Consider the following 14,303-nt stretch of genomic DNA (forward strand, 5'->3'; position numbering starts at 1 on the left):
TTCTACGGTTTCAAAACAACTTTGATATTTTTATCTTCTTTTTTATCAAAAATCTCGTATGCTCGAGCCGCTTCTTCTAACGGCATCGAATGAGTGATGATTTGAGTTGGATCAAACATTCCTTCTGTAATCATGTCATAAATTTTTGGCATCAAATGGACAACTGGTGCTTGCCCATGTTTGACATCAATATTGCGCATAAAGAATTCTTGAAGTGGATAGGAAGAAGCAGGTGTCATATAAACACCAGTGATTTGCACTGTACCAAATTTTTTCACCGCTTTAGCAGCCATTTGGATAGGTGAGATCGTTCCACTTTGTAAACTAACTAAATTTTTAGCTTTTTCTTTTGTTGGCTCTAAACCATCCATTCCGACACAATCAATGATGACATCTGCACCGCCACGAGCTAACTCATATAAATCATCTCCGGCTTGGTTCACATCGTCTAATAGATAGGTTTCGATTTGATTATAGCGGACTGCTTTGTCTAATCGGTGTTTGACTGGATCGACCGCAATGACACGTTTTGCTCCTGCCATCACAGCAAATTTTTGTGCAAATAAACCAACAGGACCTGAACCTAAGACGACGACTGTATCATCTTTTTTAACCCCTGCATTTGCAACGCTCCAATAAGCGGTCGGTAAAATATCAGATAAAAATAAAACTTTTTCATCAGGTAAATCATTATCTGGAACGATAAATGACGTAGAGTCGGCGAAAGGTACCCGAAGATACTCTGCTTGCCCACCCCAGTGATTTCCGTTCAATTTACCAAAACCGAATAATCCGCCGTATAATTCTTCCTGATTGGAATTATCACACTGACTTTCCATATGGTTTGTACAAAAATGGCAATGACCACAACTAATATTAAAAGGAATAACTACACGTTGTCCTTTTTTCAACTTTTTCACTTCAGAACCAACTTCTTCAACAATCCCCATAGGTTCATGTCCAACGACATAGCCTTTTTCCATAACGGATTCCCCATGGTGATAAAGATGGAGATCAGATCCACAAATCGCTGTCGCAGTGATACGGATGATTGCATCGGTTGGTGCTAAAATTTTTGGATCATCAACATTTCTAATTTCCATTTTTTGCTTTCCTTGCCAAGTGACTGCTTTCATCGTAGTGCTCCTCTCCTGTTTTCGTTAATAAAACTAACGATAGTTATTTATAAACTCATTCTAAGGGAATGTTACTTTTTTTCACAATGAAACGCGCTTTTAGTTTTAGTTTAAAACAGTAAAATAACTTTTGACGAAAAAAGGAAGTTGTAGTTTTATTGACTGAAAGTTATAATTATAGTAGTTGATTTCCAACAAAATAAAACGTAAAAGAACAATTTTTTGTGCTGACCTAGGAAAGGAGAGAAATGAGAAATAGTCGATTAATCAAAATAATTATAGGAGTTGTGTGTACAGTCGGGCTCTTTTTTTTATCAATTGCCGGACTTTTTTATACGACTTTAGCAAATGAAGGATTTATGAATGAACAAATCAAACAAGCAAACTACATACAAAAGGTAACGAAAGAGATCAATGGTCGTGTCCAGAGCTATCACCAAGAAGCAAGAGTCACTCCAGAGGTGCTTGCCGACAGTATATCTGAGGAATTAGTCAAAAAGAATATCGAGCATTTTGTCAAAGAAACTTATCGTGACAAGCAACCAAGCTTGATCCAAGCAACGGACTTGGAAGAACATATCAAAGAGACGATCCATACATATAAAACAGAACATGAGATCAATATCGAAGAAGGGATTGCGGGAGAAGAACTCGCTTTACATATGATCGGCGGGATCTTTGAACGAAGTGTCCAACCAAGTTATCTGCATCTTTTTATTCGAGGAATCAATGAGCTGCGCCAACAGGTACTTCACTATGCCTGGGGCATTGTGAGTGTGAGCCTATTGATCTTAGCAGGGTTCATTTATTTCAATCCAGGCTCTATCCGTTCGCGTATCAAAAAATTTGCGTGTAGTCTGATGGGCGCTGGACTGATAAGTCTAGCATTTGCCGCAACTTTATACTATGCGCAGATTTTGCAGACGGAGGAGCAAATGGCGTCACTTCAAGGATTGATGCGAACATATCTCACTAACTTTACCCTGATTGTTTTACTGATCGGAGGAAGTGAGATTGTTGTGGGCGGCTTCGCATGGCTCCTTGCGAAAAGAGAAAACAAAAAGAGAACTGTCGGGCAAAATCAAAAATAGTGAAAAAACAAAAGTCTTCCGCCTATTCTCATAGGTGGAGGACTTTTGTTTTAGGACTGAAGTAGCACAGGAAAGTGAATTCCTTTAGTGAACCTCAATCAAACATTTTTTTCGCTGCACGCATCAACGTAGGGATATCTTTGTCATAACGTGGTGTTTTCACCAAACGTGACATTGGAATACCTGCAAAATGGAATGCCGCAATTTCTCCTGAACGAACAGCACTTTGTTCGGTAAAGATCATTTGATAAGGTTGTTCAACGAACTCACCAGTAAAGGCAAGGTTTGTTGAATGTTTAGGAATGACTTTTGGTCGATCACTTTTCGCACGATTGTTAAATAAGGCAGAAGCATATGGCATGTAAACCGGAATATTATTGATGACACTATCGTAGATTTCGGTTTCTTTTTCGCGAATGTTTACTGGACCAGGATCAACTTTTGAAAGCTGACCAAGTAATTCTTCTAACATTTCTTTTCCGTTCATTTTAATATACTCTTTGTCGACAAATTCACCACGACGTCTTGGATACAAGAAGTAGCCCCAAATCACTGTTTCATTTGGTTTTTGTGAAGTGAAGTGCGGTTGGTGATGCACGACGATCGACATATTGACATCTTTTTGACCAAGTGGGGTAATCGGTGTTGTTGAAATAAATGAATTCAACGCATTACCTGGTTCTTGTGTCGTGATACGTGTGATCTCATTTAGCAACACATGATTTTTCGTTGTCAACGTAAAGCTGACCCATTCACTTGCATCACGATCTGCGAAAAATTTATCTGGATTACCTAAATTGTAGAATTTTTCACTGGCTTTTTTCCACAAACTCGAAGCAGCACCGTAATCCATATTTTCCTCTGCGGGTGTTTCGTAGTCGCCAAGTGTTGCCGAATCAGTGATCGAACCATTCGTAAATAATACGCCAGTATCTCCATCAACGACGACATGTTCTTCTTCTTGTGTTTTTGTATTGATCATCTTCAAGCCAGTCACAGTGATTTCATCTTGCATCGCTGTTTCTTTGAATTCCCAGTCAACGACACGACGATTCAAAATGATTTTACAACCTTGTTCTTTCAAATAATTGATCAGTGGCAACATAATACTTTCGTATTGATTATAGCGTGTTCGATTGACCCCAACTAAATGCTCGATTTGAGTAAACTCATAAATCATTTGGTGCATATAGCGACGTAATTCTTGTGCAGAACTACGTGTTCGAAAAGCAAAAGTCGTTTCCCACATAAACCAGAAGTTTGTTTCAAAGAAATGAGGATCATCTTTGAAATACTCAGCAATCGTCACATTATCTAATTTTTCTTCTTCTGAATCAGGCATGGCGATTAGTTTCGTTAATAATACGCGATCTTTATTGTTGAAGCCTAATTTACCGCCATCAATGATTCCCTTGCCACCTTCCAATAAGCGAGCTTTATCAAATGTCGGATGTTTGGCATCGAAATCTCGTGTATCTTCTTCGGCTGTCATGCCCGGTTCTGTGGCAGAAGGGATACGACTGAGTAGATCCATCAAATCGACATACGTACGGTAATTCAGCATACGTCCACCACGTGCAACGTAGCCTTTTTGATTTTCTAATGGGTGATTTTTGTTCCAATATTCATCAGTCACTGTGTCCACAGGAGCGCCATCATTTGATCCATGGTCATCTAAGGAGTAGAAAGTGATTTGATCTCCACGCCATTTGCCTTCTTGGATCAAATAAACAGCAGCTGCCATATTCGCGATTCCTGCACCAATCATAATTGCTTTCTTTTTTTGCATCATGCGTTCCTCCAATATTTACCAATTCATTTTCACAGCGATTTTTCTAGATGGATTCAAATTCATCATAAAGGTGACGATCATCTTCTAGTAAGCCTGTTTTTTTGCCAAGATAAACAGCACCTATAGCGACTAGTCCTAAGCCAATGCCTACTTTCAACCATTTCTTGCTCATAAAAAAACCTCCTTTTAGTTTGTGAACTATTTCTACTTCAAAGCATAGAGCGTTTAGAAAAATAAGCCAAATGATAGGGTAAGGAAGTAACATGGGTTTTTGACAGTTTAGTGGAAGTGTCTGTTTTTTCGTGTGTTTTGTAATAGATTCTTAAAAAATAGAGGTAAAGAAATTTTCGGAATTAAGTTATAACGTGTTATAATTTATTTGAATTAGAAAGGTGTGAAAAAAGATGAAGAGTCTAAAGGTGAGAAAAATTGGAAACAGTGTCGGTGTCATTTTACCCAAGGAACTTGAGTTACATGAGGGGGACATTTTGAGCTATACGAAAGAAGGTACAACTTTGATAATTGATACAAAAGAAGTGATGAGAGAACAAGACCGTAAAGAAATAGAAAAAGCATTTGATGATTTCTCAAAAGGTTTGATCGTTTCCGAATCTGAAATGAAAGATACTTTTAGTAAGTATGGTTGGGGTGAGTAGATGGCATATACGATAGTGTATTCGGAGAGTTTTCGCCAGAGGTTAGAGCAGTTGATCGAGGAATGGGAAAATGAATTATTTTTATCTAAAGAAAATATACATCGTTTTATCAGGATGATCTATCAATCAATAGAACTTACTAAAAATTTTCCCGAAATGCATGAAGAAATATCTGCGTTGTATCATTTTCATGAATGTACATATCGTATATTAATCGGAAACAAATATGCCATATTTTACCGAATAGATAAAAAGAAACAGCTTATTTTGGTCGGTAATATTTTTGAGCGATGTCAGATGAAGATCAGCTTTCAATAGCTAATGGTTAGCTTTGCTAAAACTGGACGAAACTCTTTACTCTTAGTAGGATAGGAGTAGAAGAAAAAGTGGGGTGTAAAGATGTTTAGTGAAACGTTAGTCCATTTGTTGGAATGGGTGACTGCGATTTTGAATATTTTCTCGATTTTAGTCTTGTTGGTTGGTATTTTTTTAGTTTTAAAAAATTTGATGTTGGAACGTCCATTGATTAAAGATTATGCGACGCGTAATCGGCGCAATGCGGATATTCGAAAACTACTAGCTAGTTACATTTTGTTGAGTTTAGAAGTACTGATCGTGGCAGATCTCATTGAATCTGTCATTAAACCAACTTGGACAGACATTTTAAAATTAGCATTGATCATTATCATTCGCACGATCATCTCTTATTTCTTAAATTTAGAAATTGCGAGTCATGTATCGCATGAAAGAAGGGAAGTTTGATGGCGATCAGTTGGATGACACTTCTTTATCCATATCTTGAATGGTTGGTCTTGATTTTAGATATTTTTGCCATTGTGGTCTTATTATGGGGAGGCTTTCTTTCAATCAAAGATTTTTTGAAAGATTCCTTGAACCCGTCATTCAAACAAAATGAACGGATTCATCAAAATAATGGCATCAAAAAAATGCTGGGTGGGTATATCTTGTTGAGTTTAGAGATATTGATTTCTGCTGGGATCATCGAGTCGATCATCAAACCGACATTACAAGATATTTTTCAGTTGGCCGCATTAGTTGTGATTCGTACGATCATCTCTTACTTCTTGAATAAAGAAATCGGTCCAGCAGATGTCTAAGTTTGCATCATCATAGGCAGAATGGGTAAATGATATTAGTGATCACGTCTCTTAAAATTGAATAGTTTTTCAGAAAGTAACGATTATAAAAAAAGCTAGAAAAGCCAAAATCTTGTAGGATGAATTTTTGGTTTTCTAGCTTTTTTTATGGAATTGTCTAGCTTTTCACACACTTTATACGACAGAATAAATGTGTGCAAGAGTTACTATTACGAAAGTATGCCTTCCTCATGAACTACTTTTTACAAGCAGTATAATTGCTTGTTCCACTGTTTCGACTGAGATTGGAATAATTTGTTCCATGGACAAGGCCACAGGTGTGTAGAGTGTACGTTCACACAACAGCCGGTTAGATGAGGCTGCCACAAAATCGATAGCTTCTTTACTTAATTGTTTATAAATCATTGGCTCGACGGAAATGTCACATGTCGTAACAGCCTCTAAAGCTTCGCGATAAATCAGGTATTTGATATCTGAGTTGGTCACGATCCGCACAGTTAATTTTTGTTTATCTAAGCGTAAAATGCCAGTCAATTCAATAACGAATGACCGCAGACAATTTGGATTGATCTTTAATTGATAAGGAAGTGCATGGCTCCAATCGCTAACGATCCGTTTTACTTCTTCAAATAACTCTCGTTGTTCATCGGTTAATAAATGAAATTTTTCAGGTAAGAACAATTGATAGTTTTTCCAAGCAGAACGCAAAATACGTATCAAAGCACGTTCAAAAGCTTTGTTTCCAAGAAAAGCATGATCAAAATGTTGTTCAAATTGTTGGATCAATTGTTTTGTCTCTGGATTATTTTCAATAAAGACCTGATGCAGTTGGGCAAAATCCTGCTCGATTGCTTCATAAGAATCAAATCCATAATCACATAAATTGAAGAGTATCAGAATAAAATAAAATTCATTTGGTTGAAAAAATTGCTTAAACGGACTTTCTTCCCAAGCTGCAAGAACGAAATGATAAATCGGTCTCTTTTTGATTTCATCGATGAAGGATTGATCGATTGATAGCGGGGCATCTTTTTGATAGAACAGACTGATCAGAAAGCCTGTTTGCAAAATCTCTTGGGTATCCCGATCATAGATCCGCCCACTTTTTTTCGTGACTGCTTGGATAAATTCTTGCGCCTGGGTGTCAAAAGAGGCAGGAACAGAGAAATCAGGTAACGTACCTGTTCGATAGCTCCCATTTAGCAAAACCAAGCGTCTTTCGATGTCAGTAAAGTGAGGGGAATGATGTTCAATGGCGATATCGCATGCTTGAAAGTAGTCTAACACTTGTTTCTTCAATGCGTAAGCTTTGCTGACTGAAACAAATTCGAGTTCGGTTAGTTGGATATAATCTGGTTCATCTTCTAAGTAAAGAAGGCAGGTTTTTAAAAATAAAGACGGCCGAGAGAGTCGTTGCATCAATTGGAAGCGAGAAGTTGTTGGTGCGAAGTATAGAGAATAAGTTTCTTTTTCTTTGGATTGATAAATGATTTGGTCGCTCAATTCTCTACTTAATGATTTGATATCATTCAACAAAGTGGTTTGACAAACATGTAACAAAGTAGCAGTCGTTGGAAGATGGACTTCTTTGTTTACATAAAATTGTCCACAAAGAAAGAGTTGGCGTAAGAGATTTTTCTCAAGATAATGTTCAATCATGGGGAATCCTCCCTATTGTATAGTCATGCACAAGCACTTAGCTATTATGCCATGTTTTTTGTAGATACGCACCTATCATCCAATCTTTCTTAGCAAACAAGATGCTAAATTTACTTATTTTTGTTATTGTATCTGTTTTAATTAAAAAAATTGGGAACTGTTTGATAAAAAGAACCAAATAGAAAAAACAAATATGAATATTTTTCAACGAATAAGTATATTTGATTTCTTTTTTTTGTTCGTGACTTAAACGTTATAATCAATAAATTTAACCATTTTTAGTAGGAAGTTTAGACACATCGTTCGTTTTTTTTGAGCTGAAAATACAGAATAATCAGACTTTATTTTTTTTGTCTTCAAAGTAAGAACTATAAAGGTATGTTATTAAAAAAAAAATGTGAAATTTGAGCGTATAGTCAAACACGTAAACTGATCAAGAAACAACAGCCGGCTGATTATTTCCTGTGATCAGGTAACAAGAGAGGAGAAATGAATCATGAAAGATATGGACATCAAAGCCGTCTTTATTGGCGACAAAGCAGAAAATGGCCAAGTGTATAAAATGTTATTGAATAAGATGGTGGATGAACATTTAGGTTGGCGTGAAAATTATTTCCCAGCTGACCTTCCCGCAATCAGTGAAGCAGACAAATCAACAACATCTTATCTTGCGACTCGACAACATATGATGGAGGTCTTAGATGAAGTCAGTGAACGAATGCGTGCCGGTTCAATTCCTTGGCATTCAGCCGGACGTTATTGGGGACAAATGAATGCAGAAACATTGATGCCAGCTTTGTTGGCTTATCACTTTGCGATGCTTTGGAATCCTAATAACGTGGCATTGGAATCCTCAATGGCCACGTCACAAATGGAAGCAGAAATCGGAGAAGACTTTGCGAAGCTGTTCAGTATGCCGAATGGTTGGGGCCATCTGACAGCGGATGGTTCAATTGCGAATTTAGAAGGTCTATGGTATGCCCGTTGTATCAAATCGATTCCTTTAGCGGTCAAAGAAACTTACCCTGAAAAAGTGAAAGACCTATCGGGTTGGGAATTACTTAATCTATCTGTAGAAGAAATCTTAGAAATGATCGAAACATTTACTGATGAAGAATTAGATCGAGTCAAAGCTGCATCTTCACGAAGTGGGAAACACATCCAAGAATTGGGCAAATGGCTTGTTCCTCAAACAAAACACTATTCATGGATGAAAGCACTAGATATTTGTGGTGTTGGGTTGGATCAAATGATCGCGATCCCCGTTGATGACTGCTACCGAATGGATGTCCAAGTATTGGAAAAGACGATTCGTGAACTAGCTATCCAACATATTCCCATCCTAGGTGTGGTCGCTGTTGTAGGTACAACGGAAGAAGGACAAGTCGATCGTGTCGATCAAATCGTTGAACTTAGAGAAAAATTGAAAGATGAAAGCATTTATTTCTACCTTCATGTGGATGCAGCTTATGGTGGCTATGCTCGTTGTTTGTTCATGAATGAAGCGTATGAATTTGTGCCTTACGCATCATTAGCAGAATTTTATGAAGAACATCATGTTTTCCATCATGAAGTGAAAATCGAACGAAGTGTTTATGAAGGATTCAAGGCAATCAGTGAAGCAGAATCAGTGACTGTTGATCCCCATAAGATGGGCTATGTACCTTATGCGGCAGGAGGAATCACGATCAAACATAAAAGTATGCGGAATATCATCTCTTATTTTGCACCTTATGTGTTTGAAAAATCCGTTAAAGCACCGGATATGTTAGGTGCCTATATTTTAGAAGGTTCAAAAGCTGGGGCAACGGCTGCGGCAGTTTGGACAGCACACCGAGTTCTGCCTTTAAATGTCACTGGCTATGGTCAATTGATTGGTGCATCCATTGAAGCCGCTCAACGTTTCAGAGAATTTCTTGATCAATTAAGCTTTACTGTCAATGGGAAAACAATCGAAGTCTATCTATTGAATCATCCAGATTTCAATATGGTCGATTGGGCATTCAAAGTCCAAGGTTGTACAGATTTAAAAGAAATCAACCGTTTGAATGAAGAAATGTTTGATGTGTCGTCTTATATGGAAGGTGATGTGTACGCAGAACGCTTTATCACTTCTCATACGACCTTCACGCAAGCGGATTATGGCGATTCTCCAGTAGCATTTGTAGAAAGCATGGGCGTTCCACAAGAAGAATGGCAAAAAGAACAACAAGTTACTTTGTTGCGAGCTGCGATCATGACCCCCTATTTAACCGATGACAACATCTTTGATTATTATACCGAAGCCATCAAACACGCAATGGAAGAAAAATTAAGAGAAGTTCTTGCGTAGTTTTAGTGATAGAAAGAAGGATCGATCATGACAGACTCAAAATCTACCAAACAACTTTCAACGTTAACGTTTATTGGGATGACTTGCGCTTTAGTCGCAAGCGTCCGTAATATTCCTGATGTCGCTGCCACCGGTTGGACGATGTTGTTTTATATGTTAGTTGCTGTACTCTTTTATGCGTTTCCGATCTCTCTGATCTCAGGAGAGTTTGCAGGGATGTTTCCTCAAAAGGGAGGGCCAGAACTATGGGTCTCTCAATCCCTCGGTAGAAAATGGGGATTTGTCGTCTCTTGGCTTTTATGGGTTCAAATGTTTCCAGGGATGGTCATGGTTGCCTCAGCACTTGCCCCATTGTTTGGCAACATGGTCAATAACGTCCCATTGGGCTTGAATAGAATAGTAAATTCACATTACTCGTGATTTTAGTCGTTTATTGGATCATCACACTATTGAACTTAAAATTCGACATGGCAAAAATTGGAGGGAAAATCGGTGTCTGGTTGGGGTTGTATATCCCGTTGGCATTGATGCTCCTATTAGGTGTCTCAGCGTGGATCAAGGTTGGTATCATGCCAAATGGAACATTAGGGGAATTTTCTTGGGATCTTTTAGTTCCCGATCCAAGTACTGCAAAATCATTCGTTTATTTTGCACCGATCATGTTCATTTTTACTGGAATCGAAATGTCTTCTGTTTATATCACTCGATTGACACATCCAGTTAAAACTTATATACGTGGTATTTTCGCTGCGTTAGTCTTTTTATTTGTGGTAAACACGCTGAATGCGTTGGTCGTTGCCAATGTGGTCCCAAAGGGTCAAATGGAGTTGAATAATATTGCCCAATCCATTTCGATCGATTGCCAAATTCTTGGCTTACCACATATGATTGTGAACCTATTCAGCTTACTTGTATTTGTCGGTGTCGCTGTACAATTGTCCGCTTGGGCTTCTGGTCCAGCCAAAACTGTTACAGAAAGTGCAAGAAAAGGTGCGTATCCTCCTCGTTTCAATTTTTGGAAAACCAATGAATTTGATGTGTCAAAAGCGGTGATCTTGACACAATCCATTATCATTTCTGTGTTTGCACTATTCTATTTATTGATTCCAGGAGTCAATCAAGCATTTTTGATGCTAGTAAATGCAACGACAGTGATTTATTGTATCGTCTATCTCATCATGGGTGTCGCATTTTTACGCTTTAGAAAAACAAACCCAGCTACCCCACGTCCATTCCGAATTGGTAAAAAAGAGGGAAATGGGAATCTTGGTGCATGGCTTGTTGTACTAGTCTTATTTGCAGCAATCGTTTTTTCTGTCGGACTTACATTAAAAGCTGGTACGTGGATCAACTTTGTGGCTGTCGCATTGATCAGCGGCATTCTTTTTGTTGCTCCATTATGTATCGAAAAAGTTAGAAAACCTTCTTGGGAACAAGAAATAAAAAATAAATTGAGTGAACAAAAATCAACGAAGCAATCGGAGTAAAGGCAAAAATTTTCGTTTGAAAAGCAAACCTAGAAACCTGGCTCATATTAAATCACATTAATTATTTCATGTTTGCCTGAAATAATCGACATAAGAAACCCTCCTTTTTACGTATAATAAGTATTATCAAATGAAATACAGGAGGGATTGCCGATGACATGGTACAAAGAAACTGCTGAAGAAACAATGAATAAATTAAAGACGACCAAAGATGGTCTTTCAAATCAAGAACGTACCAGTCGTTTAGAAATACAAGGAAGAAATGAAATAGAGGTAAAAAAGAAAGTCAGTCCGCTTCGGAAATTTTTGAAGCATTTTACGGATTTGTTGATGATCATCCTTATGGTGGCTTCTGTTTTGAAGTTTTTAACGGGTGATTATATTGAAGGTAGTATTATTTTACTTGTAGTGATCATCAATAGTTTTGTTGGTTATTGGCAAGAAAGAAAAGCAGAAGAGTCACTCAATGGGCTAAAAAGTTTAATGAGTCAAGACGCAGTGGTTCTTTCTGAAGGCGTCAAGAAAAGTATCCCTGCCACTGAGATCGTGCAAGGGGATATAGTTAGTTTAACAGCTGGAGATGTCGTGCCTGCCGATATTCGTTTAGTCGAAACATATGGTTTGATGATCGAAGAAGCTGCGTTGACCGGTGAATCCGATGCGGTCGAGAAAATAAGTGAGCCGTTAGTCGACGAATTAGGCGCAGGAGATCAACTCAATATGGCTTTTTCAGGTACACTTGTCCAAGCTGGATCGGCACTTGGTGTCGTCGTTGAAACAGGGAATACGACGGAGATTGGAAAAATCAATCAAGCATTACAATCAGTCCAACAACAAACAACCCCTTTGGTTCGCAAGATCCATCAGTTAAACAAGCAAATCTTCAGAGGAATCGTTTTTCTAAGTTTATTCTTGATTTTCTTTACCTCATTTAGGTATGGCTTAGAGTGGAACTTTTTATTCTCAACAATCATTGCGTTGATCGTTTCTATGATCCCAGAAGGCTTGCCAGCGGTATTGACGATGATCCTCTCACTTGGGGTCAATGAAATGGCACAAGAACAAGCGATTATCAAAGGATTACCTTCTGTTGAAACACTTGGTTCAATGACGGTGATCTGTTCAGATAAAACGGGTACGTTGACCAAAAATGAAATGACTGTTGTGGAAACAATGACAGAAGATGAGACACGCTTACTTGAAATCATGAAAAATTGTCAAGAAGTGCAAACGAAAGAGGATCAAGTAGTGGAAACGTTGAGTGGCAATCCAACTGAGCTAGCTTTATTACGATACACAGCTGAACAAAATCTTCCCCTAAAAACGTCGCTTGCTAAATTGCCATTTAGCTCAAGTTACAAATATATGGCAACACTGCATGAAGAACAGGACCATGCAGTAGTGTTTGTCAAAGGAGCGCCAGAAGTTTTATTATCGAGATCTTCTTTGTCACAGTCAGAACAGCAACAATGGATCAACCAAGCATCACAACTAGCGAAAAAAGGCCAACGTGTATTAGGGTTCGCCTACAAGCAAATGCCTATTGAGCAAGAGTTAGACCATGCACAGTTGCAACAACTGACATTTGTTGGGATTGCAGGAATCATTGATCCACCAAAAGAGAGTGCGATCCAAGCGGTAAGAGAATGTCAGCAAGCAGGGATCTCAGTGAAAATGATTACTGGTGACCACAAAGACACAGCCCAAGCAATTGCGGATCAAATCGGATTGAAGCATACGAGTAATGTCCTTGAAGGAATCGATATCGATCGACTCTCTGATCAAGATTTAGCGAAGAGAGTGAGCAAAGTCGATGTCTTTGCTAGAACTACTCCGGAGCATAAATTAAGAATCGTAGAAGCTTTGCAGAAAAATGGCGAAATCGTTGGGATGACTGGTGATGGTGTCAATGATGCGCCAGCATTGAAACGAGCAGATGTAGGAATCGCTATGGGGATCAAAGGAAGTGAAGTCAGTAAACAAGCCGCAGATATGGTCTTAGGCGATGACAACTTCCATACGATCGCTAAAGCAGTCAAAGAAGGACGGCGGATTTTAGATAATTTACAAAAAACGATCAGCTTCTTCTTACCTACATCTTTAGCACAAGGCTTGGTGATCATCTGGGCATTACTTGCGAATCAGCCATTGCCTTTGACACCGATCCAAATCTTATGGGTCAATATGGTGACAACAATCACGTTATCCTATGCTTTAGGTTTTGAACAAGCAAGTAAAGACACGATGAGTCGGCCACCAAGAGATCCTAACCAAGGGATTTTGACGAAGTACAATGTTTTTCGGATTTTCTATGTGTCCCTCTTGATCATTATCCCAGCTTATTGGTTGGCAATGCAGTTTGAAGGTCAAGCCTTACAACAAACTGTTCTTTTACAAAATATTGTTGCTGCCCAAGCCGTCTATATGATCAATTGCCGTGAGCAAGTCGATGCTTCATTGAATAAAGGCTTCTTCCAAAATAAATTCTTATTTATTTCATTAGGTATTTTATTTGTCCTCCAAACTGGAGTCATTTATCTACCCTTTGCGCAACAAGTCATTGAAACAACAAGTTTGAGCTTTGCTCAACATTTACCAATCCTTGTAAATGTACTTCTATTATTTACAATCGTAGAAGTCGAGAAACGAATCAGTAAAACATGGATCAAAAGAAAAGAAAGAGAAGCTTTTGCCGGTAACTGAGAATCGTCGATCGTTTAAGAGATAAAGTCAAAGCGACAGTCTTCCCCCTAGGTTACTGTAGAGGAAGGCTGTCGCTTTTTATGGTTTAATACTTGGAGCTGAACGCTTCTTTTAAAACCTGATAAACGGTGTTCGAAAAGCTGACCTTCAACATTAAGCTAAAAAATCAAAAAATATGGGGAGCTATTTCCTCAATTTCTGCCTTAATACTTGGAGCTGAACGGCTTTTTCACAACCTAGATAAACGGTGTTCAAGAAGCAACACTTCAATAATAAGCCAAAAAAATCAAAAATGAAAAAGCCATTTTCGATTTTCCTGTCTTATTACT

General features: G+C 38.3%; 11 protein-coding genes and 1 pseudogene. 8 read left to right on the forward strand and 4 right to left on the reverse strand.

The genetic code is table 11. The features are described 5' to 3' along the window. Nucleotides 1–2: 2 nt before the first annotated feature. The gene (locus CYK55_RS01860; protein ID WP_034689911.1) at nucleotides 3–1,136 is read right to left on the reverse strand and encodes an alcohol dehydrogenase catalytic domain-containing protein; all 1,134 of its coding nucleotides are present in this window, start codon (nucleotides 1,134–1,136) and stop codon (nucleotides 3–5) included. Between the two features lie 248 nt (nucleotides 1,137–1,384). Here CYK55_RS01860 and CYK55_RS01865 point away from each other — a divergent pair, with 248 nt between their 5' ends. Further along, complete coding sequence (locus CYK55_RS01865) at nucleotides 1,385–2,227, forward strand: hypothetical protein (protein ID WP_126133847.1); 843 nt, start codon at nucleotides 1,385–1,387, stop codon at nucleotides 2,225–2,227. Nucleotides 2,228–2,321: 94 nt separating this feature from the next. Here the strand turns inward: CYK55_RS01865 and CYK55_RS01870 are convergent, their stop codons facing one another. Together CYK55_RS01870 and CYK55_RS01875 are read right to left on the reverse strand one after the other, a co-directional pair. Further along, nucleotides 2,322–4,016 (reverse strand): oleate hydratase, encoded by a 1,695-nt coding sequence (locus CYK55_RS01870; RefSeq protein ID WP_034689906.1) that lies wholly within the window; start codon nucleotides 4,014–4,016, stop codon nucleotides 2,322–2,324. 46 nt (nucleotides 4,017–4,062) lie between these two features. Continuing rightward, complete coding sequence (locus CYK55_RS01875; protein ID WP_010736477.1) at nucleotides 4,063–4,191, reverse strand: hypothetical protein; 129 nt, start codon at nucleotides 4,189–4,191, stop codon at nucleotides 4,063–4,065. 232 nt (nucleotides 4,192–4,423) lie between these two features. Here CYK55_RS01875 and CYK55_RS01880 point away from each other — a divergent pair, with 232 nt between their 5' ends. The 4 genes from CYK55_RS01880 (at nucleotide 4,424) to CYK55_RS01895 (ending at nucleotide 5,793) form a co-directional block, all read left to right on the forward strand. Further along, complete coding sequence (locus CYK55_RS01880) at nucleotides 4,424–4,675, forward strand: AbrB/MazE/SpoVT family DNA-binding domain-containing protein (protein WP_010736476.1); 252 nt, start codon at nucleotides 4,424–4,426, stop codon at nucleotides 4,673–4,675. Next, complete coding sequence (locus CYK55_RS13660; protein WP_034689897.1) at nucleotides 4,676–4,993, forward strand: toxin RelE; 318 nt, start codon at nucleotides 4,676–4,678, stop codon at nucleotides 4,991–4,993. An 81-nt stretch (nucleotides 4,994–5,074) separates the two neighbouring features. After that, on the forward strand, nucleotides 5,075–5,437 hold the full coding sequence (locus tag CYK55_RS01890; protein WP_010736474.1) for a DUF1622 domain-containing protein: 363 nt from the start codon (nucleotides 5,075–5,077) through the stop codon (nucleotides 5,435–5,437). Beyond that, nucleotides 5,437–5,793, forward strand: coding sequence for a DUF1622 domain-containing protein (locus tag CYK55_RS01895; protein WP_034689895.1), 357 nt, complete (start codon nucleotides 5,437–5,439; stop codon nucleotides 5,791–5,793). The genes CYK55_RS01890 and CYK55_RS01895 overlap by 1 nt, the downstream gene beginning before the upstream one ends. 228 nt (nucleotides 5,794–6,021) lie before the next feature. Here CYK55_RS01895 and CYK55_RS01900 read toward each other — a convergent pair whose 3' ends face one another. Next, complete coding sequence (locus tag CYK55_RS01900; RefSeq protein WP_034690518.1) at nucleotides 6,022–7,452, reverse strand: hypothetical protein; 1,431 nt, start codon at nucleotides 7,450–7,452, stop codon at nucleotides 6,022–6,024. A 496-nt stretch (nucleotides 7,453–7,948) separates the two neighbouring features. Between CYK55_RS01900 and tdc the strand changes: the two genes are divergently transcribed. The 3 genes and pseudogenes from tdc to CYK55_RS01915 all read left to right on the forward strand — a co-directional run bounded on the left by tdc (nucleotide 7,949) and on the right by CYK55_RS01915 (nucleotide 13,974). Continuing rightward, on the forward strand, nucleotides 7,949–9,784 hold the full coding sequence (tdc, locus tag CYK55_RS01905) for a tyrosine decarboxylase (RefSeq protein WP_126133848.1): 1,836 nt from the start codon (nucleotides 7,949–7,951) through the stop codon (nucleotides 9,782–9,784). 27 nt (nucleotides 9,785–9,811) lie between these two features. Continuing rightward, nucleotides 9,812–11,271, forward strand: a pseudogene (locus tag CYK55_RS01910) (amino acid permease). 153 nt (nucleotides 11,272–11,424) lie between these two features. Next, nucleotides 11,425–13,974 carry an HAD-IC family P-type ATPase gene (locus CYK55_RS01915; RefSeq protein ID WP_034690513.1) on the forward strand — a complete coding sequence of 850 codons (2,550 nt, stop codon included), beginning with the start codon at nucleotides 11,425–11,427 and terminating at the stop codon, nucleotides 13,972–13,974. The last annotated feature ends 329 nt before the right edge of the window (nucleotides 13,975–14,303 follow it).

Origin of the sequence: Enterococcus mundtii (assembly GCF_003957375.1) — a bacterium.
Lineage (GTDB): Bacteria > Bacillota > Bacilli > Lactobacillales > Enterococcaceae > Enterococcus_B > Enterococcus_B spodopteracolus.

Bases quoted from the DNA above. Each gene is read 5' to 3' on its own strand.
- CYK55_RS01915 (WP_034690513.1), top strand. From the start codon at position 11,425: ATGACATGGTACAAAGAAACTGCTGAAGAAACAATGAATAAATTAAAG.
- CYK55_RS13660 (WP_034689897.1), top strand. From the start codon at position 4,676: ATGGCATATACGATAGTGTATTCGGAGAGTTTTCGCCAGAGGTTAGAG.
- CYK55_RS01860 (WP_034689911.1), bottom strand. From the start codon at position 1,136: ATGAAAGCAGTCACTTGGCAAGGAAAGCAAAAAATGGAAATTAGAAAT.
- tdc (WP_126133848.1), top strand. From the start codon at position 7,949: ATGAAAGATATGGACATCAAAGCCGTCTTTATTGGCGACAAAGCAGAA.
- CYK55_RS01865 (WP_126133847.1), top strand. From the start codon at position 1,385: ATGAGAAATAGTCGATTAATCAAAATAATTATAGGAGTTGTGTGTACA.
- CYK55_RS01875 (WP_010736477.1), bottom strand. From the start codon at position 4,191: ATGAGCAAGAAATGGTTGAAAGTAGGCATTGGCTTAGGACTAGTCGCT.
- CYK55_RS01890 (WP_010736474.1), top strand. From the start codon at position 5,075: ATGTTTAGTGAAACGTTAGTCCATTTGTTGGAATGGGTGACTGCGATT.
- CYK55_RS01900 (WP_034690518.1), bottom strand. From the start codon at position 7,452: ATGATTGAACATTATCTTGAGAAAAATCTCTTACGCCAACTCTTTCTT.
- CYK55_RS01880 (WP_010736476.1), top strand. From the start codon at position 4,424: ATGAAGAGTCTAAAGGTGAGAAAAATTGGAAACAGTGTCGGTGTCATT.
- CYK55_RS01895 (WP_034689895.1), top strand. From the start codon at position 5,437: ATGGCGATCAGTTGGATGACACTTCTTTATCCATATCTTGAATGGTTG.
- CYK55_RS01870 (WP_034689906.1), bottom strand. From the start codon at position 4,016: ATGCAAAAAAAGAAAGCAATTATGATTGGTGCAGGAATCGCGAATATG.